The following is a 24,453-nucleotide window of genomic DNA, read 5'->3' as shown; positions in this document are numbered from 1 at the left end:
CCAACATTTGCTCAGCGCGTGAACCGAGGGATGCAAATGTTGGAATCAGACCACTAGGTCAGGGGGCAAGCGTGCGCAGATATTCCATCAGTTCACTTGCCGTATTGCTGGCGCGTTCCGGTTCGCGTGACACGATGGCCTCAATGAGCGCCGCATGGGCATTCGCTGAACCGGTGATGCTGGCCGAGGGCCGCAAACGGAACCAGAACCGGCGACTATGCGTCTGAAGCGGGGCCGCGAGACGGGTCGCATAAGGATTATTGGCCGCCGAGCCAAGCACGATGTCGAAAGCCTTGTCGGCATCAAGAAATGATTGCACATCTTCATTGGGAATTGCCTGCCGCATGGCGGCCGCTGCCGCTTCCAGCCGCTGATAGTCACGCGGGCTGCCGAAACGGGCGGCATCGCGCGCCAGCACACGCTCGACGCCTTCGCGGGCATCGAGAACCTTGGCGAAATCCTTGGGGTCGATGGGCGTGATCGCAATGCCGGAACGGGGGCGAACCTCCATCAGCCCTTCCCAGGCAAGCCGCTGAATGGCTTCACGCAGCGGCGTGCGGCCCATGCCCGTCAGCTCAATGAGCGTGCGTTCATTGACCACAGCTCCCGGCTCCAGCTCAAGCGTGACGACCATGCGTTCCAGCGTCTGATAGGCTTGCTCGGCAAGGCTTTCGCCGCCCAGGCTATCAATGGCGGGGATCGATTTGCCGGTGGCGCTCTTGATCGACCGTTCGCGGAGGCTCGTCTGTGTCATGTGGTCCAGTGTCTTCTATGATGGCAATTGACAGGAAACGATCCTACAAATATATCTCTGATATATCAATATCGACCAAGGTAATAGCCTTGCCGCACCCGTCCTCGCACTACCGGGTTTGAGCATAGTGTTATTCCGAAAATTTGTTGGACGGGGGATTTTCCCAATTTCAAAGTTAGCCTGATTTCGAACCAGCGTCGTGCCGGGCAGGGATCGATAGCGAATACGAAATCAGTTACCGGGAACCCGGTATTGACAAAGGCAGGGGCTCCATTCGTGATGACGCCTCGATCTGCATCGGTGGGGAGCCGCAAAAAGAATGAAATCTGATCCCAAAAATCAACAGAAAATGGGTCAGCAGGATATTGTTATCATCGGCGGCGGCATTGTCGGTTCTGCGACGGCAGCCTTGCTTGCCGAGGCCGGACGAAATGTCCTCGTCATCGATCGCACGGGCATCTGCGAGGAAACCAGTTCGGGCAACGCGGCGGCGCTTGCTTTTTCGGATATTCTGCCGATGGCGTCCAAGGGCGTCATGCGCAAGGTGCCGGGCTGGCTGATGGATCCGCTAGGGCCGTTTTCGATCCGCCCGTCCTATTTTCCGAAAATGGTGCCGTGGCTTTATCGTTTCTGGCGCGCCAGCAGCGCCGGGGCGCTGGAGAAAACCGCTGTCACACAGGCAAATATCATGCGGCTTGCGGAAAGCGAGATGCTGGCCCTGATCGACCGGGCCGGTCTGCGCGACCGCTTGCGGGAAGACGGCAATCTGGAGCTTTATGAATCCGAAGCGGAACTGACTGCCGCGTTGCCAAGCTGGGAAATTCGCGAGAAGGCTGGCATTGCGCACGAGCATGTCCACGGCGCGCGACTGGCCGAATTGCAGCCGGGCCTAAGCCCGCGCATTGTGGCGGGGACTTTCGTGCCCGGCTGGAAGAATGTCAGCGATCCGAAACTGTTCGGACAGGCCATCTGGGCCCATGCGGAGCGCCTCGGTGCGCGCTTCTCGAAAGCGAAGGTGACGAGCGCGCAACCGGCTGATGGCGGCGCGCGCGTGCGTCTTGAAGACGGCACGGAAATCAGCGCGAAGAACCTCATCGTGATGACGGGCGCCTTTTCGCGGGAATTCGCCAAGGGCTTTGGCGATGTCGTGCCGCTTGATACCGAGCGCGGTTACAACACCACGCTGCCGGTCGGTGCTTTCGATGTGAAGCGGCAGCTCACCTTCCCAAGCCATGGTTTTGTCATCACGCCGATGGCGACAGGCTTACGCGTCGGCGGCGCGGTTGAATTCGGCGGGCTTGATCTGCCGCCAAATTATGCGCGCTCCAAAGCTATGTTGACCAAGGCCTCCCGCTTCCTGCCGGGTCTCAAGACCGAAGGCGGACGCGAGTGGATGGGCTATCGTCCGTCCATTCCGGACTCTCTGCCGGTCATCGGACGGGCCTCATCTGGCGGCAATGTTTTCTACGGCTTCGGCCACGGCCATCTGGGGCTCACGCAATCTGCAGCGACGGCACGCCTCATCCGCGATCTGATCACCGGCGCGAAGCCTGCAATCGATATCGAACCATTCAAGCCTCAACGTTTTCGGAACTGACCATCATGGCAAGACATTCTTTTTTCTGCGTCGACGGACATACCTGCGGCAACCCAGTGCGCCTGGTGGCTGGCGGCGGCCCGAACCTCGAAGGTTCGACCATGATGGAGAAACGCGCGCATTTTCTGCGCGAGTTTGACTGGATCCGTACCGGCCTGATGTTCGAACCGCGCGGCCACGACATGATGTCTGGCTCGATCCTCTATCCGCCGACGCGCCCGGACTGCGATGTGGCGGTGCTGTTCATCGAGACCTCGGGTTGCCTGCCCATGTGCGGTCACGGCACCATCGGTACGGTGACCATGGCGATCGAGCAGGGCCTCGTGACACCGAAGACGCCTGGCAAGCTCAATCTCGACACGCCAGCGGGTCTCGTTGCCATCGAATATGAGCAGAACGGCCAGTATGTGGAGCGCGTGCGCCTCACCAATGTTCCGGCTTTCCTTTATGCGGAAGGCTTGGAAGTGGAATGCCCCGATCTTGGCACGCTCAAGGTCGATGTGGCCTATGGCGGCAATTTCTACGCTATCGTCGAGCCGCAGGACAATTACACCGACATGGCCGATTACAGCGCCTTGCAGCTGATCGCCTGGAGCCCTGTTCTGCGTCAGCGCCTGAATGAGAAATACAAGTTCCAGCACCCGCTGCTCGCCGATATCAATCGCCTGACGCATATTCTGTGGACCGGCAAGCCGACCAAGCCGGAAGCACATGCCGGCAATGCCGTGTTCTATGGCGACAAGGCCATCGACCGTTCGCCTTGCGGCACCGGCACATCGGCTCGCATGGCGCAGCTGGCCGCCAAGGGCAAGCTGAAGCCGGGCGACGAATTCGTGCATGAATCTATCATCGGTTCGCTGTTCCACGGTCGCGTGGAGCGGGCGGTGGAAGTCACGGGGCCTGAAACGGGCCAGGAAACCGTGTTGCCGGGTATTATTCCGTCAATTGCGGGCTGGGCACGCATGACCGGTTATAATACGATCTTCATCGATGACCGGGACCCTTTTGCTCACGGTTTCACAGTTGCATAAAAACGGGTACGGCTGGTCAAAAATGACCAGCCACCCTATTTCTTGCCTTTTGAGGCTTCGGGGAAAATATGGAATAACGCGCCCGTTTCGGTAGAAAAGGACGCATAAAGGGGCTTTTCATAGGGGACATAACCGGTTTGCGGAGAGATGAAGCAATTAGTCTTTTGTTTTAGACGAAAGGGCTTGCATTCCGTGATGCAGCCGTTAGGTGTAATCGACCGGGAAAAAAATGAGGGTGCACGAAATAATAATGCGCCAATAAGATTCCGGCTTGTAAAATGGGTGGCTTTTCGATGGAATATTTCCTCCAGCAGGTGATCAACGGGCTCGCGCTCGGTTCGATCTATGGCCTGATCGCCATCGGCTACACGATGGTCTATGGTATCATCGGCATGATCAACTTTGCTCATGGCGATGTCTTCATGCTCGGCGCCTTTATGGCGCTGATTGTTTTTCTCATCATCACAACTTTCATCGGGGCGCTGCCGATTGCGTTGCTGCTGCTTCTGATGATGGTGGTCGCTATGCTCATGACCGGCTTGTGGAGCTGGACGATTGAGCGCGTGGCCTACCGGCCGCTGCGCGGTTCGTTCCGCCTTGCGCCGCTGATCACGGCAATCGGCATGTCGATCGCATTGTCCAATTTCGTCCAGGTAACGCAGGGCCCGCGCAACAAGCCGGTTCCACAGCTTCTGAACGGCTCCTACAGCCTGTTCGGCACCGACGTCACGATTTCGCTGAAGCAGATCGTCGTGATCGTGGTCACCGCCGTGCTGCTGACGATCTTCTGGTACATCGTCAATCGCACGTCGCTTGGCCGCGCCCAGCGCGCCTGTGAGCAGGACCGCAAGATGGCCGCACTTCTCGGCATCAATGTCGACCGTGTGATTTCGCTGACCTTCGTGATGGGCGCCATGCTCGCAGCCGTCGCCGGTACGCTTTATCTGTCCTTCTACGGTGTGATTTCCTTCGCCGACGGGTTCATCCCCGGCGTTAAGGCGTTCACGGCCGCGGTTCTGGGCGGTATCGGTTCGCTTCCGGGCGCTGTTGTCGGCGGCCTGCTGATCGGTCTGATCGAAGCGCTCTGGTCGGCTTATTTCTCGATCGACTACAAGGATGTCGCGGCGTTTTCGATCCTGGCCATCGTGCTGATCTTCATGCCGTCGGGTATTCTTGGCCGTCCTGAAGTCGAAAAGGTGTAATCATGGCTGTACAGTCGAGTTCACGCCCGGATTCCCTTTTTGGCCGGGCCATTCGCGAGGGTATCGTCGCCGGTCTTCTGGCGCTGGGCCTCTTTATCCTGATCATCGGTTTCAAGACCGAGCAGAACATCAACAATGAACTGGTGCTGGTGCAGCGCTGGGGTGCACTGGCCGTCATGGTTGCGCTGGCGGCGGTGGGACGCTTCCTGTTCGTCGCCTTCCTGCAGCCGCAGCTGGAGGCGCGCAAGCTCGCCAAGAGCAGCCGGACGGTTGCCGCCACCGATGGCCAGTCATTCTTCCGCACCCATTTCTCCAAGCTCGGCGTTGCCTTCCTCTTTGCCTATCCGATCCTGATCGTTCTGGCGCTGGGCTGGCAGGGCTCGCTCAAATGGGTCGATAATTTCGGCGTCCAGATCCTCATCTATGTGATGCTGGCCTGGGGGCTCAACATCGTCGTCGGTCTCGCCGGTCTTCTTGATCTCGGCTATGTGGCTTTCTACGCGGTCGGCGCCTATTCCTATGCGATCCTGTCCAGCTATTTTGGCCTGTCCTTCTGGATGCTACTGCCCATGGCAGGCATTCTGGCCGCAACCTGGGGCATCATTCTAGGCTTCCCGGTCCTGCGATTGCGCGGTGATTATCTGGCCATCGTGACGCTCGCTTTCGGTGAAATCATCCGTCTGGTGCTAATCAACTGGACCGATCTCACCAAGGGCACCTTCGGTATTTCGGGTATCGCCAAGGCCACCTTCTTCGGTTTGCCTTTCAAGGCCGGCCCGGATGGTTTTGCCGCCCATATGGGAATTGCCTTCTCACCGGCGCATTACAAGTTCTTCCTCTATTACGTCATTCTGCTGCTGGCACTTCTGACCGCCTGGGTCACGATACGTCTGCGCCGCATGCCGGTTGGCCGTGCGTGGGAAGCGCTGCGTGAAGACGAAATCGCCTGTCGTTCGCTCGGCATCAACACCACGACCACCAAGCTCACGGCTTTTGCCACGGGCGCCATGTTCGGCGGTTTTGCAGGCTCGTTCTTCGCGGCGCGTCAGGGCTTCGTGAGCCCGGAATCCTTCGTGTTTCTCGAATCGGCGGTTATTCTCGCCATCGTGGTTCTTGGCGGCATGGGATCGCTCGTCGGTATCGCCATTGCTGCAATCGTCATGATCGGCGGCACGGAAATCCTGCGTGAAATGGGCTTCCTGAAGGCGATCTTCGGTCCCGATTTCACGCCTGAACTCTATCGTATGCTCATCTTCGGGCTCGCCATGGTGGTTGTCATGGTCTGGAAGCCGCGCGGTTTTGTCGGAAGCCGAGAACCAAGTGCGTTCCTGCATGAGAAGAAGATGGTGTCGGGTGCCTTTACCAAGGAAGGGCACGGCTGATGGCGGAGACAGCGAGAATGCCTGACAATGTTCAGAAAGACACTGTTCTTCAGGTTGAGCATCTGTCGATGCGCTTCGGTGGCCTTGTCGCCATCAACGATCTGAGCTTCGACGTGAAGCGTGGTGATATTACCGCGCTGATCGGCCCGAATGGTGCCGGTAAAACCACGGTCTTCAACTGCATCACCGGCTTCTACAAGCCGACTGGTGGCATGTTGACCATGCATCGCAATACGGGCGAGACTTTCCTTCTGGAGCGTCTTCCTGATTTCCAGATCACCAAGCAGGCCAAGGTGGCGCGCACCTTCCAGAATATTCGCCTGTTTTCGGGCCTGACCGTTCTGGAAAATCTACTGGTCGCGCAGCACAACACGCTCATGCGCTCGTCGGGTTACACGGTCCTTGGGCTTCTCGGCCTGCCGGGTTACAAGAAGGCCGCCAAGGAGGCTATCGAAAAGGCACGTTACTGGCTGGAAAAGATCAACCTCACCGCACGTGCGGATGATCCGGCTGGCGATCTGCCCTACGGCGATCAGCGCCGTCTGGAAATCGCCCGCGCCATGTGCACCGAGCCGGAAATCCTCTGCCTCGACGAACCGGCAGCAGGTCTCAATCCGCGCGAGTCGGCGGAGCTGAACAAGCTTTTGCTCGATATCCGCAAGGAAACGGGAACCTCGCTCCTGCTGATCGAGCACGATATGTCGGTGGTGATGGAAATTTCCGACCACGTGATCGTGCTGGAATATGGCACCAAGATTTCCGATGGATCGCCGGAAGAAGTCCGCAACGATCCGCGCGTCATCGCCGCTTATCTCGGCGTGGATGACGAGGAAATCGCCGAGCTGATCGATGAGGCCGACAAGCCCGGTACGGGCGATCCGGCGGATTTCATCGCGACCCAGCTTGCCGAAGAAGCGATCGAGCAGGAAAAATCGGCGGAAGTCGTGCAGTTCGCCGGTGGACTGGCCGCGCCACGCGATGGCAAGGCCGACAACCTGACGCTCGTCAAGGGCATCGGTGCGGTCAACGAGAAGAAGCTGAACGAGCACGGCATCTATCATTTCGATCAGATCGCCGCGTGGTCCGAGGCCGACATCAAGCAGGCCGAAACCTATCTGGAATTCGATGGCCGCATCGCCCGGGAAGACTGGGTGGGGCAGGCGGCGCAATTGGCCGCCGGTCAGGCGACCGAATTCTCGAGCCGCGTCGAAGCCGGTGATGTTCCGACGAGCCACAAGACCACTCCCGCAAAGGCGCCGCGCAGCCGCAAAGCTCCGGCCAAGCCGAAGAAGGGAGGCGAATGATGCAGGCTGAAACCATGCAGAAAAAGCAACCGCTTCTGGCTGTTGAAAAAGTCGAGACCTATTACGGTAACATCTGTGCGCTGAAGGGCATCGACCTGACGGTGGACGAAGGTGAAATCGTAGCCCTGATCGGCGCCAATGGTGCTGGCAAGTCCACGCTGATGATGACGATTTTCGGTTCGCCGAAAGCGCGCACCGGTCGCATTCTCTTCAACGGCAAGGACATTACGTCCATGCCGCCGCATGAGATTGCGAAGCTGCGTATCGCGCAGTCGCCGGAAGGGCGTCGCATCTTCCCGCGCATGACGGTTCTGGAAAATCTCCAGATGGGCGCGAGCCTCGACAATCAGCAATACTTCGAAGAAGACGTGAAGCTGATGTTTGACCTGTTCCCGCGTCTCAAGGAGCGTATCAGCCAGCGCGGCGGTACGCTGTCGGGTGGTGAGCAGCAGATGCTGGCCATTGCCCGTGCGCTGATGGCGCGTCCGAAGCTTCTGCTTCTCGACGAGCCGTCGCTTGGTCTCGCACCGCTGATCGTCAAGCAGATCTTCGAGGCAATCAAGGAACTGAACCGCACACAGGGCCTGACGGTGTTTCTCGTCGAGCAGAACGCATTCGGCGCGCTCAAGCTCGCCGACCGCGGTTATGTGATGGTCAACGGGTCGATCACGATGAGTGGTTCGGGCCGCGATCTTCTGGCTGATCCGGAAGTGCGCGCCGCCTATCTCGAAGGCGGAAGGCATTAAGGAGGAAATCATGCAGGGTATTCTCTACGAAGAACCGTCTTTCTGGCTGTTTTTCCTCATTACGTGTCTTCTCGGCGGCTGGGCTGCCTGGATGACAGGCCGCGCCTGCGCGCAGACCTGGCGCAGCCTGCCGCAGCTGCTGGTCTATCTGATCCCGCTGGGCGCTGCGGTGCGTTTCATCCACTTCGCGCTGTTTGAAGGCACGCTGCTCTCGCTGCACTATTATCTGGTGGACACGATCGTGCTGATGATCATCGGTGCGATCGGGTTCCAATATACGCGCACCAAACAAATGGTGCGGCAGTATGGCTGGCTTTATGAAAAAGCTTCGCCGCTGAGCTGGAAAGCAAAATAATTCGAAGCTTCGCCGTTCGCGGCGGAGCTTTTTTTACAAGATCACGTTGACAGTATCATGATTCAGCGTAGATATTGCTGAGTATTCAGCAAGATAATAATGCGATGCAAAACGTCGTATCGGGGTAAATACAAGGATGGGAGTTCCAAAAATGAAGAAGTATCTTTTTTCGGGCGTGGCTCTTGCTGCTGTGATGGCTTTTGGTGGCTCTGCATGGGCTGATGTACTTCTGGGCATCGGTGCGCCGCTGACCGGCCCGAATGCCGTTTACGGTGCGCAGATCCAGAAAGGCGCCGAAGCTGCTATCAAGGAGATCAACGATGCCGGCGGCATCAACGGCGAGAAGATCGCAATCACGCTCGGCGACGACGTTTCGGATCCGAAGCAGGGCATTTCGGTGGCTAACAAATTCGCTGCCGATGGCGTGAAATATGTTGTCGGTCACTTCAACTCGGGCGTTTCGATTCCGGCTTCGGAAGTTTATGCCGAAAACGGCATTCTCGAAATTTCGCCTGCTGCAACCAACCCGGTCTATACCGAGCGCCAACTGTGGAACACGTTCCGTACCTGCGGCCGTGACGACCAGCAGGGTATCGTTGCCGGTCAGTACATCTTCGACAACTTCAAGGATGCGAAGATCGCCGTCATTCACGACAAGACCCCCTATGGTCAGGGTCTTGCCGATGAAACCAAGAAGAAGCTCAATGAACTCGGCACCAAGGAAGCCCTTTATGAAGGCGTGAACGTCGGCGAAAAGGACTTCTCGGCGCTGATCGCCAAGCTCAAGCAGGCTGGCGTGACGGTTGTCTATTGGGGTGGCCTGCATCCGGAAGCTGGTCTGATCATCCGTCAGATGGCTGACCAGGGCCTCAAGGCCCAGTTCATCTCGGGCGACGGTATCGTGTCGAACGAACTGGCTTCGATTGCTGGCGACGCTGTTGCCGGTACGTTGAACACCTTCGGCCCGGATCCGCGCAACAACCCGGACAACGCCGACCTCGTCAAGAAGTTCCGCGACGCTGGTTTCGAGCCGGAAGCCTACACGCTTTATTCCTATGCAGCTGTTCAGTCGCTCGCTCAGGCCGCCAAGGCCGCGGGCAGCAACGACCCGCAGGAAGTTGCCAAGGCGCTGAAGGAAAAGGGCCCGTTCAAGACCGTGCTCGGCGATATTTCCTATGACGAAAAGGGCGATCCGAAGCTCCCGGGCTACGTCATGTACAAGTGGGAAAAGGGCGCTGACGGGAAATACACCTACATTCAGCAGAAGTAAAAACGCATTATTATTGCGTCAATGGAGAATGCCCGGTCATCGTGCCGGGCATTTTTCTTTTGTTTGCTAATATAAAATCTTAAAAAACAGAATGGTCTGATTGAGCGCGTTGATCTTGAGGGGGGCAATGCGCGCGCAATTTTCTGTAAAAAATGTATTTAAAAACAGTGTATTATAACATTTCCGATACTCGACCTATTGTTGAATGACCTCCGTCGCATGACCTCATGCGAAAAACGCCGAAAGTTGAGGATTTCTACGCTTTACTTTTACGTCTCTGCGATTTTACCTAGCAAGGTGATTTTGCGTAGTGTGATTCTCTACGTTTAATCTCGCCTTCTGGGGAGGAGGCCGGTCATGCGGGCGGAGGTGCTTCATTTTCCCCCAAACTGCACCCGAAACGGGAATGCGGAATAGCCGGTTTCTTTCGACATAAAGAGACAGGGCAGTGCCGGTTCAGTTGGCAATGCTCGAAGTGGGAGTAATCGAAATGAAGAAGTCTTTGTTCTGCGGCGTTTGCCTTTCGGCTCTGGTCGCTTTTGGCGGCGCAGCCTTTGCCGATGTCATGCTCGGTGTTGGCGCGCCTTTGACCGGCAGTCAGGCCGCATTTGGCGAGCAGATCAAGCGTGGTGTTGAAGCTGCTGTCGCGGAAGCCAATGCCAAGGGTGGCATGAATGGCGAAAAGATCAGCATCGTTTATGGTGATGATGCCGCCGATCCGAAGCAGGGCATTTCGGTTGCAAACAAGTTCGTTGGCGATGGCGTTCAGTTTGTCATCGGCCACTTCAATTCCGGCGTCAGCATTCCGACATCGGATATCTATGCCGAAAACGGCGTGCTGATGATCGCACCGGGCACCACCAACCCGACCTTTACCGAGCGTGAACTGTGGAACACCTTCCGCACCTGCCGTCGTGACGACCAGCAAGGCATCGTCGCCGGAAAATACATGGCCGACCATTACAAGGATGGCAAGGTTGCGATCCTGCACGACAAGACGCCTTACGGTCAGGGCCTTGCCGACGAGACCAAGAAGTCGCTCAACGAGAACGGCATGAAGGAAACGCTTTATGAAGGCGTGAATCAGGGCGACAAGGATTTCTCGGCGCTGATTTCCAAGATGAAGGCCGCAGGCATCACGGCTGTCTATTGGGGCGGCATGCACCCGGAAGCTGGTCTTCTGATCCGCCAGATGGCCGATCAGGGCCTCAAGGCGCAGTTCATTTCGGGTGACGGTATCGTTTCCAACGAACTGGCTTCGATTGCGGGCGATGCGGTGGCTGGCGTCATGAACACTTTTGGCCCGGACCCGCGCGACGACAAGGCGAATGCAGACCTGATCAAAGCTTTCCGCGACAAGGGTTTTGAGCCGGAAGCTTATACTTTCTATGCCTATGCCGGTGTGCAGTCGCTGGTCAGCGCCGCCAATGCAGCAGGCAGCAACGATCCGCAGGAAGTTGCAACGGCGATGAAGGACAAGGGGCCGTTCAAGACCGTGCTGGGTGAAATCTCCTTCGACAAGAAGGGTGATCCAAGCCTGTCGCCTTACGTCATGTTCGAATGGCGGAAGGGTGAAGACGGCAAGTATAATTACTTCCAGAAGTAATTCTGCCTGATATATTGGCATAAATTGCTATAAAATTAATCAGAATGCCCGGCTTTTAGCCGGGCATTTTGTTTTTAATTGGTGGTTGCACAGTTTGTTTGCGCTTGATCATATTGCAAGGTAAGCAATGGCGCCTTCGTCTTTGCAGTTAGGGAGATCTGCCTTGCCTATCAGGAAAATTCTGGTCGCCAATCGATCTGAAATCGCAATTCGCGTATTCCGCGCCGCCAATGAGCTGGGGCTCAAAACGGTGGCCATATGGGCCGAGGAGGACAAACTTTCCCTGCATCGCTTTAAAGCGGACGAGAGCTATCAGGTCGGTCGTGGACCGCATCTGGCGCGCGATCTGGGGCCGATCGAAAGCTACCTGTCGATCGACGAGATCATCCGCGTCGCCAAGCTTTCCGGTGCCGACGCCATTCATCCGGGCTACGGCCTGTTGTCGGAAAGCCCGGAATTCGCCGAGGCCTGTGCCGAAAACGGCATCATCTTCATCGGTCCGAAGCCGGAAACCATGCGCCGTCTCGGCAACAAGGTTGCAGCGCGCAATCTGGCCATCGAAATCGGCGTGCCGGTGGTGCCAGCCACCGATCCGCTGCCGGACGATATGGAAGAGGTGAAGAAGCTTGCGGCACAGGTAGGCTATCCCGTCATGCTGAAAGCCAGCTGGGGTGGCGGCGGTCGCGGCATGCGCGCCATTCGTTCCGAAGCCGATATCGCCCGCGAGGTCACGGAAGCCAAGCGTGAAGCCAAGGCAGCCTTCGGCAAGGACGAGGTCTATCTTGAAAAGCTCATCGAGCGCGCGCGCCATGTCGAAGTGCAGATTCTGGGCGATACCCATGGCAACGCGGTGCATCTGTTCGAGCGCGACTGCTCCATCCAGCGCCGCAACCAGAAGGTCGTGGAGCGGGCGCCTGCGCCTTATCTCAACGATGCGCAGCGTCAGGAACTAGCCAATTACGGCCTGAAGATCGCCCATGCCACCGATTATATCGGCGCGGGTACGGTCGAATTCCTGATGGATGCCGATAGCGGCAAGTTCTATTTCATCGAGGTCAATCCGCGCATTCAGGTTGAGCATACCGTCACAGAGCAGGTGACGGGCATCGATATCGTCAAGGCGCAGATTCATATTCTGGAAGGTGCCGCCATCGGTACGCCGGAATCGGGTGTGCCGCGCCAGCAAGACATTCGCCTCAACGGCCATGCGCTGCAGTGCCGTATCACGACGGAAGACCCGGAACAGAACTTCATCCCCGATTACGGGCGCATTCAGGCTTACCGTTCGGCCTCGGGCTTCGGCATTCGCCTTGATGGCGGCACGGCCTATTCGGGCGCATTCATCACCCGCTATTACGATCCGCTTTTGGTGAAGGTCACGGCTTCGGGCGCGACGCCGCTGGAAGCCATCCGCCGTATGGACCGCGCGCTGCGTGAATTCCGTATTCGCGGCGTGGCGACGAACCTCACCTTCCTCGAAGCGATCATCAATCATCCGAAATTCCAGTCGAACGACTATACGACGCGGTTTATCGACACCACGCCGGAACTGTTCGAGCAGGTGAAGCGGCAGGACCGTGCCACCAAGCTTCTGACCTATATTGCCGATGTGACGGTCAACGGCCATCCTGAAACCAAAGGTCGCGCTAAGCCGGCTAAGGATGCTGCAAAACCACGCGTGCCATGGTTCGGCGATACGCCGGTTGCGGACGGCACCAAGCAACTTCTGGACAGTCTCGGACCGAAGAAGTTTGCCGAATGGGTACGCAATGAAAAGCGCGTTCTGGTCACCGATACGACCATGCGCGACGGTCACCAGTCGCTGCTGGCCACCCGCGTGCGCACCTATGACATTGCGCGCATCGCCAATACCTATGCGCAGGCTTTGCCGAACCTTTTCTCGCTGGAATGCTGGGGCGGCGCGACCTTCGACGTTTCAATGCGCTTCCTGACGGAAGATCCGTGGGAACGTTTGGCGCAGGTGCGCGAGGGCGCGCCGAACCTTCTCCTGCAAATGCTGCTGCGCGGCGCCAATGGCGTTGGCTACAAGTCCTATCCCGACAATGTGGTGAAGTATTTCGTGCGCGAAGCCGCGCGCGGCGGCATCGATCTGTTCCGCGTGTTCGACAGCCTCAACTGGGTTGAGAACATGCGCGTTTCGATGGATGCGGTGCTGGAGGAAAACAAGCTCTGCGAAGCAGCCATCTGCTATACGGGCGATATTCTGAACCCGGACCGGGCCAAATACGACCTGAAATATTACGTCAATCTGGCGAAAGAGGTCGAAAAGGCAGGCGCGCATATCATCGCGGTCAAGGATATGGCCGGTCTTTTGAAGCCCGCCGCTGCACGCGTCCTGTTCAAGGCGCTGCGTGAGGAAACCGATCTGCCGATCCATTTCCACACCCATGACACGTCCGGCATTTCCGCCGCGACAGTGCTGGCTGCGGTGGACGCGGGCGTTGATGTGGTTGATGCGGCGATGGATGCCTTGTCCGGCAACACTTCGCAGCCTTGCCTCGGCTCCATCGTGGAGGCGCTGCATGGTGCCGAGCGCGATCCGGGGCTTGATCCTGAATCGATCCGCCGCATCTCGTTTTATTGGGAAGCGGTGCGCAATCAATATGCGGGCTTCGAAAGCGATCTCAAGGGGCCGGCTTCGGAAGTCTATCTGCACGAAATGCCGGGCGGGCAGTTCACCAATCTGAAAGAACAGGCGCGTTCGCTGGGCCTCGAAACCCGCTGGCATGAAGTGGCGCAGGCCTATGCCGATGTGAACCGGATGTTCGGTGATATCGTCAAGGTCACGCCGTCCTCCAAAGTGGTGGGCGATATGGCGTTGATGATGGTCAGCCAGGATCTGGACGTCAGCGATGTCGAGAACCCGTACAAGGATATCGCCTTCCCGGATTCGGTGGTTTCGATGATGCGCGGTGAACTGGGGCAGCCGCCTTCGGGCTGGCCGGCAGCACTTCAGAAGAAAGTACTGAAGGGCGAAAAACCGTTCACCGTGCGTCCCGGCTCGCTGCTGGCCGCTGCCGATCTCGATGCGGAGCGCAACGGGTTCGAAGAAACCGTGGGCCGCAAGATCACCGATCAGGAGTTCGCTTCGGCACTGATGTATCCGAAAGTGTTCACGGATTTCGCAGCCGCGCAGGAAACCTACGGCCCGACAAGTGTTCTGCCTACGCCGGTTTATTTCTACGGCCTCAAGCCGGAAGAAGAAGTTTTCGTCGATCTGGAGCGTGGCAAGACGCTGGTGATCGTGAATCAGGCGATGAGCGAAACCGACGAGAAGGGCATGGTCACCGTGTTCTTCGAACTGAACGGCCAGCCGCGCCGCATCAAGGTGCCGAACCGCGCCAAGGGTGCCTCCGGCGGTGTCCGTCGCAAGGTGGAAACCGGCAATGACAAACAGGTCGGCGCGCCAATGCCGGGTGTCATCTCGACGGTCGCCGTTACCAACGGTCAGAAGGTTTCGCAGGGTGATGTGCTGCTTTCCATCGAAGCGATGAAGATGGAAACGGCAATTCATGCCGAGCGCGATGGCGTCATTGCCGAAGTGCTGGTGCGCCCCGGCGAGCAGATCGATGCCAAGGATCTCCTGGTCGTCTATTCGGAGTAATTCTTGGTTCAACGGAAGCGGGGCGATTTGGGGTCGCAGTACCCGACGCCTCCGTTTCCCTCATCCTGAGGAGCCGTTGAAAACGGCGTCTCGAAGGGCGAGGGAAATGCACGGCGCCTGCCCTCGTCCTTCGACAGGCTCAGGATGAGGGGGAGGCGTAGCGCCCGTCAGACCGAACGGTCGCTTTCGCAGCAGTGAAACCATCGGAAATCCCATGCCGCGCCTGTCAAAAGGCGCGGCATTTGTTTGCGCTTGCAGTATGTGCAAATTCTGATATGCATGTTTGTGCCGGTTTATGCATGTTTATGCTTGTTGGGAGAATTAAGTGGCGACGGAGCTTTTGCTTCACGAAAGACAGGCGCGTATTCAGGACCTGTTGCAGCAGTCGGGTCGCGTGCTGGCGACGGAGTTGGCTGAGAGCTTTGGCGTGTCGGAAGACACGATACGCCGCGATCTGCGTGATATGGCGGCTGCCGGTCTCTGCAAGCGTGTTTACGGCGGCGCTCTGAAAGCTGCACCGTCATCGCTGTCGCTGGCCGAGCGCGACGGGGAACGCACGGCGGCCAAGGCGGCGCTGGCGGGTGTGCTGCTTGGTCTGATTGAGCCGGGCATGACGGTGTTTCTGGACGCGTCCTCGGTCAACACGGCATTGTCGCGGCTTCTGGTGGAACGCGGCGAGGCGCTCACAGTTGTTACCAATACGCCGTCGATTGCGGCTATTTTGCTTCAGTCGTCGAAAATAGAGGTGATCACGATCGGCGGGCCGATTGATCGCCGTGTCAGTGCGGCGGTGGGCGCGCGGGCCTTGCGCGATGCGGAAACAGTGCGTCCTGATCTGTGCGTGCTGGGTGCCTGCGGCGTTGCGGCGGAAATCGGCGTTACGGCTCTTTTTCTGGACGATGCCGAGTTCAAGCGCACCATTGCCAGCCGCAGCCGGTCTGTCGTACTGGCAATCACCAATGACAAGCTTGGCACTGTTGCAGCGCATGATGTCGTCTCGCTGGATGATATTGGTGTCATGGCTGTTGAACAGGATGCCGATGAGAAATTGCTCGCGCCTTTTGTGGCGGCGGGCGTGAATATATTACGCGCGGCAACAGGCCGTGGCTGAGGGACATATGGAACAGGTTTCCGGACGGGAAGATACCGCGCCGTCGCGCGCGCCGATGATCACCAAAGAGCGTGTCGCTGTCGCGCTGCTCTTTCTGGCTAACGGCTATATTTTTGGCGGCTGGGCTCCGAAAATTCCAGAATTCGCCGCACGCCTTGGGCTGGATAGCGCAGGCATGGGGCTGATGATCCTCGTCTTCGGCGTCGGCTCGCTGGCCATGATGCCGGTGGCAGGCGCCTTGTCGGCGCAGCGCGGTTCCGGCGCGGTGGTGCGTATTTTCGCACTGGCCTTTATTCCGGCGCTACTGATCATCGCTCTGGTGCCCAATGTGGTCACAGCGGTCATCGTGATGTTTTATTTCGGTGGCACCATGGCTGCGATGGATGTGGCGATGAATGCCAATGCGGTCGCCGTGGAAAAATCCATGCGCCGCGCCATCATGTCGTCCTGTCATGCATTCTGGAGCCTCGGCGGGCTTATCGGCGCAGCGACAGGCGGCTTTCTCATCACGCAGTTCGGCTCGACTGTTCATGCGCTGGTCGCGACCATCGCTGCAGCGATAATGATTGCTGTCGCGTGGCCATCGATCATTGCCGACAAGTTCCACCATCCAAGCGGCGAAAAGCAGAAGCTCACCCTGCCGCGCAATCCGCTGCCCTGGCTGGTGGGTGTGATGGCCCTGTTCTCGATGGTGCCGGAAGGCGCGATCATCGACTGGAGCGCTTATCACATGCGCCAGGATCTGGGCGCGTCGGTCACGCTCGCGGGTTTCGGCTTTGCGGCCTTCTCCTTTTCCATGGCGGTGATGCGCTTTGCGGGCGATCTGGTGCGCGACCGTTTCGGTGCGGTGCGGACGCTGCGCGCCTGCACGACAATTGCTATTATCGGCATGCTGATCGTCGGCTTTTCCACCGATCCCTATGTGTCGCTGGTCGGTTTCGCCATCTGCGGCATCGGCATTTCCAACATGGTGCCGATAGCCTTTTCGATGGCCGGCAACATGCCGGGCGTGAATCCGAGCGTCGGCCTGTCGATTGCCACCACGCTTGGCTATTCCGGCATGCTGGTGGCCCCGTCGCTGATCGGCTTTGTTGCCAAACATAGCGGTTTCGGCGTGGTGTTTATCGCGCTGCCAGTCCTGCTTCTTGTTGTGCTGGCCTTTTCCAGCCTCGCCCGCTACGCCGACCAGAAGCATTAGTCTCTATTTTTACGCATTATCCAGCGCAAAACCGCTTCGCACTTTTGCTGGAAATGCTTTTTATTCCGCGGTCCAGCCGCCTTCGACCGGCAGGGCCGCGCCATTGATCTGCGCAGCGGCATCGGTGGCGAGAAAGGCGGCAAGCGCGCCGATCTGCGCGGTGGTGACGAATTCCTTCGTCGGCTGTTTATCGAGCATCACTTCGCGGATCACCGTTTCACGATCCATGTTGTGCGCTTTCATCTGATCGGGAATCTGCGCCTCCACAAGCGGCGTCAGCACATAGCCGGGACAGATGGAATTGGCGGTGATCTTCGCGGTCGCCAGTTCCAGCGCCAGTGTCTTGGTAAAGCCGACAATGCCATGCTTGGCCGCAACATAGGCCGACTTGAACGGCGAGGCGACCAGCCCGTGGGCGGATGCAATATTGATGATGCGTCCCCAGCCGCTCGCGCGCATATGCGGAATGGCGGCGGCGGATGTATGGAAGGCGGAGGTCAGGTTGATCGCGATGATGCGGTCCCACTGCTCGGTCGGGAATTCTTCCACCGGGGCGACATGCTGGATGCCCGCATTGTTGACCAGAATATCGGCGCTGCCGAAAGCCTTGACGCTATCGGCGATCAGCTTGCGGCAGTCGTCGCCCTTCGACATATCGGCTGCGATATAGACCACGCTTGCGCCATGTTCCTCGCCCAGCATGCGGGCAAGCGCATGATCTTCGTCGCGGTCGGTGAAGGAATTGATCACAACGTTGTGTCCCGCAGCCGCCAATGCGTGGGCGATGCCAAGGCCGATCCCTGAATTGGAGCCGGTGACAATAGCGGTTTTGCGGGCAGTTGCGTCGGTCATGGTCTGGCATCCTCGTTTATGATGGCGCGCATAATGAGAGGGCGACAATGCGTCGGCAAGTGATTATATAGATCGAAATCCTCATAAGTGCAGACCCAGTTAAGAACAGAGCAAAATGTCTTCCGAGACCGTCAGCTATTTCTCGCATCCTTTCCCTCGTCGCCAATCGGTGGGCGTCAGTGTCGGCGGCGTTGTCGTCGGCGGCAGCGCGCCGGTTGTCGTGCAGTCGATGACCAATACGGATACGGCGGATGTGGACGCCACCGTCGCGCAGGTCGCAGCCTTGCATCGCGCGGGTTCCGAGATCGTGCGCATTACGGTGGATCGTGACGAATCTGCTGCCGCCGTGCCGAAAATCCGCGAAAGGCTGGAGCGTCTCGGCCATAATGTCCCGCTGGTCGGCGATTTCCATTATATCGGCCACAAGCTGCTTGCCGATCATCCGGCCTGTGCGGAAGCGCTGGCGAAATATCGCATCAATCCGGGCAATGTCGGTTTCAAGGACAAGAAGGACAAGCAGTTCGCCGATATCGTCGAAATGGCGATCCGCTACGACAAGCCGGTGCGTATCGGCGTCAACTGGGGTTCGCTTGATCAGGAATTGCTGACCACCTTGATGGATCGCAATCAGGATGCGGGCGCGCCGTTGAGCGCACAGGAAGTCATGCGCGAGGCCCTCGTGCAGTCGGCGCTGATTTCCGCCAATCTGGCCGAAGAGATCGGTCTCAGTCGCGACAAGATCATTCTGTCGGCCAAGGTCAGTCAGGTGCAGGACCTGATCGCCGTCTATACGATGCTGGCGCAGCGTTCCAATCATGCGCTGCATTTGGGGCTCACCGAGGCTGGCATGGGCACCAAGGGCATCGTCGCCTCGTCGGCTGCCATGGGCATCCTGTTGCAGCAGGGCATCGGCGACACGATCCGTATTTCGCTGACGCCGGAACCCGGCGGCGACCGCACCCGCGAAGTGCAGGTGTCGCAGGAGCTTCTGCAGACCATGGGCTTCCGCCAGTTCATCCCGATTGTCGCAGCCTGTCCCGGTTGCGGACGCACGACATCGACAGTGTTTCAGGAACTGGCGCAGACCATTCAGGACGATATCCGCCGCAACATGCCGGTCTGGCGTGAAAAATATCCAGGCGTGGAAGCGCTATCGGTCGCGGTGATGGGCTGTATCGTCAACGGCCCGGGCGAATCGAAACATGCCGATATCGGTATTTCTCTTCCCGGCACGGGCGAAACGCCGTCCGCGCCGGTGTTTGTCGATGGCAAGAAGGTCACCACTTTGCGCGGCCCTGCCATTGCCGAAGAGTTCCAGAAGATGGTTGCCGATTATATCGAGAACCGTTTCGGCCTTGGGCAGAAGATGGCTGCCGGACAGAATTAACACTACAGTTGCATTCTTCGTGATGCCGGTCTGCAACGCGCAATTTCCTGCGCTCCGGTGCTCACGTACATTGAAGTACGCTCCGCTCCGGTGCTCAAAAATCACTCGTTTCGCCACGGCCTGACGAATTTGCAACTGTAGTGCTAAGCCGAGCAGGTTACTGCGCGCGTCGCAGCTTCTGGTGTTGTTTTTAGTGTTGCCGCCCAGAAGACGAGCGTGGCAAGGCTGATGCCTGCGCCAAGCAGGCACACGCCATTCCAGCCCGCACGGGCATAGACCCAGGTTGAAACCGCTGAGCCACTCGCACTGCCGATGGAATAGAAAACCATATAGGCAGCGGTCAGCCGGTTCTGCGCATCCGGGCGCACGCGATAGATCATGGCCTGATTGGTCACATGGACCGCCTGCAGGCCGAAATCGATGATCAGCACACCCGCGACCAGCCACAGCAAAGACTGTCCGAGCAGGGCGATGGGCGCCCACGCCACCAGCATCAATGTGAGTGCTACGCCGGTCATGCGCTGTGCATGGCCGCGATCCGCAGCACTCCCGGCCCGTGAGGCGGCCAGCGCTCCGGCGGCGCCCGCAAGGCCAAAGAGGCCGATCTCCGCATGGCTCAATTCAAAGGGCGGTGCACTCAGCGGCATTACCAGCGGTGCGAGCAGGGTGGTGATATCGGCAAAGATCAGCATGGCGATGATAGCGCGGATGCGCAGCACGGGCTCCTCTTTGAAAAGGGTTGCGAGCGAGAGGATCAGCGCCGGATAGGAAACGCTTGCGGCTTGTCGGGTCTGGCGCGGCAGGCTGCACCAGAGCATGAGGCCGATCAGCAAGGTAATCACCGCTGAACTGAGATAGACGCTGCGCCAGCCGCCAAGGTCGGTTAGCGCGCCTGCAACCGCGCGGGCGAGCAAGATGCCAAGCACGATACCGCTGGTCACAATCCCCACGACATGGCCGCGCCGCGCCGGTTCGGCAAGGCTTGCGGCATAGGCGACGAGGGCCTGTGTCACCACGGCAAGAAGGCCGGTCGCTGCCATCGCGAGAAAGAGCAAGGATGGTTGTCCGGCAATGCCTACGGCGGCAAGTGTCAGCGAGGACAGGAGAAAATGCGCGACGATCAGTTTGCGCCGGTCGAAGAGATCGCCGAGCGGCACCAGAAAGATCAGGCCCAGCCCGTAGCCGATCTGGCTGGCACCGACGATCAGTCCTGCCGTGGAGCGGTCTAGCCCTATATCGTCCGCCATCACATCCAGAAGCGGATGCGCAAAATAGACATTGGCAACGGCAAGACCGCTCGCAATGGCAAATAGAAGAAGCGTTGGGGTGGATAGCGATGGGCGCGCGTCACTGTTCGCGGCAGTTTGCGCTGCCGCGTCGGGAGAGATCTGCATGATGAGCTCCAGCAATTTTGGTTTTATTATGAAACCATTTTGCTTGTAGCGAAATAAGTTTTATATTGCAACCAAATTGAATGGATGGAGTGAGATGGTTCGCAAGAAGAGCCTGAAGGGCGACTATTGCCCCAGTGCGCGGGCGCTGGATGTGATCGGCGACTGGTGGTCGCTGCTGATCGTGCGCGAGGCCTTTGACGATGTGACGCGCTTCAGTGCCTTTCAGAAGAATCTGGGCATTGCGCGCAATATTCTGGCCGAGCGTCTGCGCAAGCTGACGGGCGAGGGCATTCTGGAAAGCGTGCCTGATCCCAATGGCGGCGCGCATCAGGAATATCGGTTGACTGCGAAAGGGCGCGATCTTCTGCCAGTGGTCGTCGCGTTACGGCAATGGGGCGAGAAGCATCTGTTTACGCCGGAGGAGCCGCATTCACGGCTGGTGGACAGCGTGTCCGGTCACGACATCGCAAAGCTCGACGTGCGCGCACAGGATGGACGCGTACTTTCCGTCGATGATGTCGTTCTGATCAAGGTTCGAGAGGACGATCTCTGAGTATCAGCTCTGGCGTTCGGCGATGAAGCGCGCGGCCTGCTTGAGAATGTCGGCATCCTTGCCGAACGGCGCGAGCAGGCTTTCCGCCTGGGCGACGAGGCCGGACAATTGCTTGCGCGTCCAGTCGATGCCATGCAACGCCACAAGCGTGGCCTTGCCAGCAGCCGCATCCTTGCCCGTTGCCTTGCCCATTGCAGCGGCGTCTGCCGTCACGTCCAGAAGGTCGTCGGCAAGCTGGAAGGCGAGACCAATGGCCGAACCGAATTCCGCCATGCGTTCGCGATCTTCGCAGGAGGCGTCGGCGATGATGGCTCCTGCTTCGCAGGCAAAGCGGATCAGCGCGCCGGTCTTCATCGCCTGAAGCGTGATGATACCGGCTTCGTCTGGCTTTTTTGTCTCGGCCATCAGATCGAGGGCCTGCCCGCCCGCCATTCCGCCAAGGCCGGAAGCGCGGGCAAGGGCGGAAACCAGTTTTACGCGCACGGAGGAATCGAGATCGGTCTCGTCAGCGGCAATAATGTCGAAGGCGTAGGTGAGGAGGCTGTCGCCCGCGAGAATCGCAGCCGCTTCATCAAACGCCTTATGCACTGTCGGCTGGCCGCGGCGCAGATCATCGTCGTCCATGGCCGGAAGATCATCGTGGACAAGCGAATAGCAGTGGATGCATTCCAGTGCAGCCGCGACCCGCAAGACGGCATCGCCGCTCTTGCCGAACAAGGCCGCACTTTCCACAACGAGGAACGGACGCAGTCTTTTGCCGCCATTCAGCACACCGTGACGCATGGCCGCGATCAGCCGTTCCGGTCGGGCGATCTCGCCGGTGCGCAGGCGCTCGTCAAGAAGCCCGATCAGCGTCGTCTCTACTTCGTGGGCGCGACGGTTGAGGGCATCGGTGAATTCGACAGTCACATTTTCCATGATGATCGGCATGGACGAAAGCGCTAATTTGGTCAACTGGGCATATCGATCAGCACAGGCTTTTTCATCAGACGGTCATCAAACGTTGTGTTTCCAGCTTGTTTCCAACGCAGGATTATGGAATCGGGTTCTATATTATTAAAGAATGGTTTATGTCGCTGGGGGAGTACATCAGGCGGTGGACGTGGCCAAAATCATCATCAAGAGCAAAAACGGGCGCAATTACCTGGCTGATCCCGTGTGGGGGCGCCGGATTGTTCTCGCCTTCCGCTTTCTGGTGGTGCTGGCGGTGTTGCCCCTGTTTCTCCTGCTTGTCTATTCGGTTCCCTTCGTGCGCCCGGTCTCGATGCTGATGGTGAAGGACTATGTCCTGTTGCAGGATGTGGACCGGCGATGGGTGAGCATCGACGATATTTCCCCGCATTTGATCAATTCGGTCATGATGGCGGAAGACGGTCAGTTTTGCAGCCATGGCGGCGTGGACTGGCATCAACTGAGCATCGTGCTGGATGATGAGGGCGGCCCAAGCCGGGGTGCTTCCACCATCACCATGCAGACGGTGAAGAACCTCTTCCTGTGGAATGGACGCTCCTTCATTCGCAAGGGGCTGGAATTTCCGCTGGCGCTGGCCGCCGATGCAATCCTGTCGAAGCGGCGCATCATGGAGATTTACCTGAATATCGCCGAATGGGGACCGGGCATTTATGGCATCGAAGCCGCCGCCCAGCATTATTTCAAGCGACCGGCGGCAAAGCTCAATGCGCAGCAGGCAGCCCTTCTCGCGGTGACGCTGCCCAATCCGGCGCTGCGCAATCCGGCCAAGCCGACCCGCAACATGCAGCGCCTCGCACGGGTCGTTGCCGGTCGCGCGGTGCGCTCCGGCCCCTATGTGACCTGCGTACAATAAATGCCGGTCATGAAAAAAAGATCAGACTCCGGCTGGTCAAAGCCCGCAAGAGCGTGTATAGGCACCTGACTTTCCGGAATTTTGTCCGCTGTGACAGGCTCCACCGGGGCCGTGCCGGACGTTTATTGACCGATCAGTGGAGCTGGATCCATGGCAGTACCTAAAAGAAAAACGTCTCCGTCGAAGCGCGGCATGCGCCGTTCGGCTGACGCTCTGAAGGCCCCGACCTATGTCGAGGACAAGAACTCGGGCGAACTTCGTCGTCCGCATCATATCGATCTGAAGAGCGGTATGTATCGCGGCCGTCAGGTCCTCGAAGCTAAGGAATAGGTCTGACGCTGCGGTTACCGCGGCTAGCAGACAGGTTTCAAAAACGCCGTTTCCGGGAAACCGGGAGCGGCGTTTTCTTTTATGATTTTTTTGAAAAATTGTTGAGGTTCGTAATATAGTTAATATTTACTTTTACCTTTTGATAAAAAAACAAAATTAAGCCGCATTTACGGTCAATATTATCAATTGTATGTTGTTTATTTAATAAATTTATCGGTTATGAAAATGGAAGAATATTTCAAATCTGCAATTTTAAACTCTGGAATTTCATTCAGCTGCGTCGTTTCACTGTTCGATGTAATCGACAATGCGAGCTATAATGAATTTCATTCAACGAATATGTCAGATACACCCAGTTTGAATGGGCATTTGGACGAAGATGGCGCCACGGCCATTACGCATTTCGCGCTCAATAATCTGGGATAACTGATGCGATGTGAAGGCCGCGAGTATTTCGCGGCCTTTCTCATTTTGTGCTCAGCCTGCATCCGCAGCAAAGCCTGCCTTTTCTATACCCGCGATCGCGACAGCTTCGTCATTGTCGGACGTATCTCCTGAAACACCGACAGCGCCGATAATTTCTCCATCGCTATTCTTGATGATGACACCGCCCGGCACAGGCACGATTCTGCCGCCGGAGACGCCCGAAAGACCTTCCAGAAAATGCGGGCGGTCCTTGGCCTGATTGTGCAGCCAGCGCGAACCACTTCCGACCGCCAGAGCGCCGAAAGCCTTACCGGATGCGATTTCGAAGCGCAGGATCGACGTGCCGTCCTGACGCTGAAACGCCTTGAGATTGCCGCCAGCATCGAAAACCGAGACCGCCAGCGGCTTGAGCTTCAGTTCGGCGGCCTTGGCAAAGGCCGTCGCGATGATGGAATTGGCCTGATCGAGCGTGAGTTGGACCATGGGGAACTCTCCTGTTTCAATG

The 24,453-nt window shown here is 58.1% G+C and carries 21 protein-coding genes; 16 read left to right on the top strand and 5 right to left on the bottom strand.

Features of this window, described 5'->3' with window-relative positions:
- Nucleotides 1–58: 58 nt before the first annotated feature.
- Entirely contained in the window at nucleotides 59–754 is a 696-nt protein-coding gene (locus ABWW11_RS20645; protein WP_109369812.1) for a GntR family transcriptional regulator, read from the bottom strand.
- A 319-nt stretch (nucleotides 755–1,073) separates the two neighbouring features.
- On the opposite strand from ABWW11_RS20645, the gene ABWW11_RS20640 reads away from it, so the two are divergent.
- The 12 genes from ABWW11_RS20640 to ABWW11_RS20585 all read left to right on the top strand — a co-directional run bounded on the left by ABWW11_RS20640 (nucleotide 1,074) and on the right by ABWW11_RS20585 (nucleotide 17,181).
- A complete protein-coding gene (locus tag ABWW11_RS20640) occupies nucleotides 1,074–2,351 on the top strand; it encodes an NAD(P)/FAD-dependent oxidoreductase (RefSeq protein WP_109369811.1) in 1,278 nt (425 codons plus the stop codon).
- 5 nt (nucleotides 2,352–2,356) lie between these two features.
- On the top strand, nucleotides 2,357–3,382 hold the full coding sequence (locus ABWW11_RS20635; protein WP_319081185.1) for a 4-hydroxyproline epimerase: 1,026 nt from the start codon (nucleotides 2,357–2,359) through the stop codon (nucleotides 3,380–3,382).
- 293 nt (nucleotides 3,383–3,675) lie between these two features.
- Nucleotides 3,676–4,584 carry a branched-chain amino acid ABC transporter permease gene (locus ABWW11_RS20630; RefSeq protein WP_109370318.1) on the top strand — a complete coding sequence of 303 codons (909 nt, stop codon included), beginning with the start codon at nucleotides 3,676–3,678 and terminating at the stop codon, nucleotides 4,582–4,584.
- A 2-nt stretch (nucleotides 4,585–4,586) separates the two neighbouring features.
- Nucleotides 4,587–5,966 (top strand): high-affinity branched-chain amino acid ABC transporter permease LivM, encoded by a 1,380-nt coding sequence (gene livM / locus ABWW11_RS20625; protein ID WP_109369809.1) that lies wholly within the window; start codon nucleotides 4,587–4,589, stop codon nucleotides 5,964–5,966.
- Nucleotides 5,967–5,983: 17 nt separating this feature from the next.
- The gene (locus ABWW11_RS20620) at nucleotides 5,984–7,270 is read left to right on the top strand and encodes an ATP-binding cassette domain-containing protein (RefSeq protein ID WP_371831116.1); all 1,287 of its coding nucleotides are present in this window, start codon (nucleotides 5,984–5,986) and stop codon (nucleotides 7,268–7,270) included.
- Nucleotides 7,270–8,016, top strand: a complete 747-nt coding sequence (locus ABWW11_RS20615; RefSeq protein WP_109369807.1) for an ABC transporter ATP-binding protein — start codon at nucleotides 7,270–7,272, stop codon at nucleotides 8,014–8,016. Before ABWW11_RS20620 ends, ABWW11_RS20615 begins: the two co-directional genes overlap by 1 nt.
- A 10-nt stretch (nucleotides 8,017–8,026) precedes the next feature.
- Nucleotides 8,027–8,371 (top strand): DUF6867 family protein, encoded by a 345-nt coding sequence (locus ABWW11_RS20610; protein WP_109369806.1) that lies wholly within the window; start codon nucleotides 8,027–8,029, stop codon nucleotides 8,369–8,371.
- 151 nt (nucleotides 8,372–8,522) lie between these two features.
- Complete coding sequence (locus tag ABWW11_RS20605; RefSeq protein WP_109369805.1) at nucleotides 8,523–9,641, top strand: branched-chain amino acid ABC transporter substrate-binding protein; 1,119 nt, start codon at nucleotides 8,523–8,525, stop codon at nucleotides 9,639–9,641.
- A gap of 490 nt (nucleotides 9,642–10,131) precedes the next feature.
- On the top strand, nucleotides 10,132–11,247 hold the full coding sequence (locus ABWW11_RS20600) for a branched-chain amino acid ABC transporter substrate-binding protein (protein ID WP_109369804.1): 1,116 nt from the start codon (nucleotides 10,132–10,134) through the stop codon (nucleotides 11,245–11,247).
- A gap of 127 nt (nucleotides 11,248–11,374) precedes the next feature.
- On the top strand, nucleotides 11,375–14,872 hold the full coding sequence (gene pyc, locus ABWW11_RS20595) for a pyruvate carboxylase (RefSeq protein WP_109369803.1): 3,498 nt from the start codon (nucleotides 11,375–11,377) through the stop codon (nucleotides 14,870–14,872).
- 325 nt (nucleotides 14,873–15,197) lie between these two features.
- Nucleotides 15,198–15,983, top strand: coding sequence for a DeoR/GlpR family DNA-binding transcription regulator (locus ABWW11_RS20590; protein ID WP_109369802.1), 786 nt, complete (start codon nucleotides 15,198–15,200; stop codon nucleotides 15,981–15,983).
- 7 nt (nucleotides 15,984–15,990) lie between these two features.
- Nucleotides 15,991–17,181 carry an MFS transporter gene (locus ABWW11_RS20585; protein WP_109369801.1) on the top strand — a complete coding sequence of 397 codons (1,191 nt, stop codon included), beginning with the start codon at nucleotides 15,991–15,993 and terminating at the stop codon, nucleotides 17,179–17,181.
- 60 nt (nucleotides 17,182–17,241) lie between these two features.
- Here the strand turns inward: ABWW11_RS20585 and ABWW11_RS20580 are convergent, their stop codons facing one another.
- Nucleotides 17,242–18,033: a 3-hydroxybutyrate dehydrogenase gene (locus ABWW11_RS20580; RefSeq protein ID WP_109369800.1), complete on the bottom strand. Its 792-nt coding sequence runs from the start codon at nucleotides 18,031–18,033 to the stop codon at nucleotides 17,242–17,244.
- Between the two features lie 115 nt (nucleotides 18,034–18,148).
- On the opposite strand from ABWW11_RS20580, the gene ispG reads away from it, so the two are divergent.
- The gene (ispG, locus tag ABWW11_RS20575) at nucleotides 18,149–19,420 is read left to right on the top strand and encodes a flavodoxin-dependent (E)-4-hydroxy-3-methylbut-2-enyl-diphosphate synthase (protein ID WP_319081321.1); all 1,272 of its coding nucleotides are present in this window, start codon (nucleotides 18,149–18,151) and stop codon (nucleotides 19,418–19,420) included.
- 143 nt (nucleotides 19,421–19,563) lie between these two features.
- On the opposite strand, the gene ABWW11_RS20570 is transcribed toward ispG, so the two are convergent.
- Nucleotides 19,564–20,814 (bottom strand): MFS transporter, encoded by a 1,251-nt coding sequence (locus ABWW11_RS20570; RefSeq protein WP_109370317.1) that lies wholly within the window; start codon nucleotides 20,812–20,814, stop codon nucleotides 19,564–19,566.
- A gap of 94 nt (nucleotides 20,815–20,908) precedes the next feature.
- On the opposite strand from ABWW11_RS20570, the gene ABWW11_RS20565 reads away from it, so the two are divergent.
- The gene (locus tag ABWW11_RS20565) at nucleotides 20,909–21,367 is read left to right on the top strand and encodes a winged helix-turn-helix transcriptional regulator (protein ID WP_121538609.1); all 459 of its coding nucleotides are present in this window, start codon (nucleotides 20,909–20,911) and stop codon (nucleotides 21,365–21,367) included.
- Nucleotides 21,368–21,370: 3 nt separating this feature from the next.
- On the opposite strand, the gene ABWW11_RS20560 is transcribed toward ABWW11_RS20565, so the two are convergent.
- On the bottom strand, nucleotides 21,371–22,285 hold the full coding sequence (locus ABWW11_RS20560) for a polyprenyl synthetase family protein (RefSeq protein WP_109370316.1): 915 nt from the start codon (nucleotides 22,283–22,285) through the stop codon (nucleotides 21,371–21,373).
- A gap of 184 nt (nucleotides 22,286–22,469) precedes the next feature.
- Here ABWW11_RS20560 and mtgA point away from each other — a divergent pair, with 184 nt between their 5' ends.
- Both mtgA and rpmF read left to right on the top strand, forming a co-directional pair.
- Nucleotides 22,470–23,192: a monofunctional biosynthetic peptidoglycan transglycosylase gene (gene mtgA / locus ABWW11_RS20555; protein WP_171318714.1), complete on the top strand. Its 723-nt coding sequence runs from the start codon at nucleotides 22,470–22,472 to the stop codon at nucleotides 23,190–23,192.
- A gap of 150 nt (nucleotides 23,193–23,342) precedes the next feature.
- Entirely contained in the window at nucleotides 23,343–23,522 is a 180-nt protein-coding gene (gene rpmF, locus ABWW11_RS20550; RefSeq protein ID WP_006467787.1) for a 50S ribosomal protein L32, read from the top strand.
- A 477-nt stretch (nucleotides 23,523–23,999) separates the two neighbouring features.
- Here rpmF and ABWW11_RS20545 read toward each other — a convergent pair whose 3' ends face one another.
- A complete protein-coding gene (locus tag ABWW11_RS20545) occupies nucleotides 24,000–24,431 on the bottom strand; it encodes a GlcG/HbpS family heme-binding protein (protein ID WP_109369795.1) in 432 nt (143 codons plus the stop codon).
- Between the last annotated feature and the right edge of the window lie 22 nt (nucleotides 24,432–24,453).

The sequence above is a fragment of the Brucella sp. NBRC 113783 genome (assembly GCF_040372265.1).
Lineage (GTDB): Bacteria > Pseudomonadota > Alphaproteobacteria > Rhizobiales > Rhizobiaceae > Brucella > Brucella teleogrylli.
This window is presented reverse-complemented; position numbering and strand designations above follow the sequence as displayed.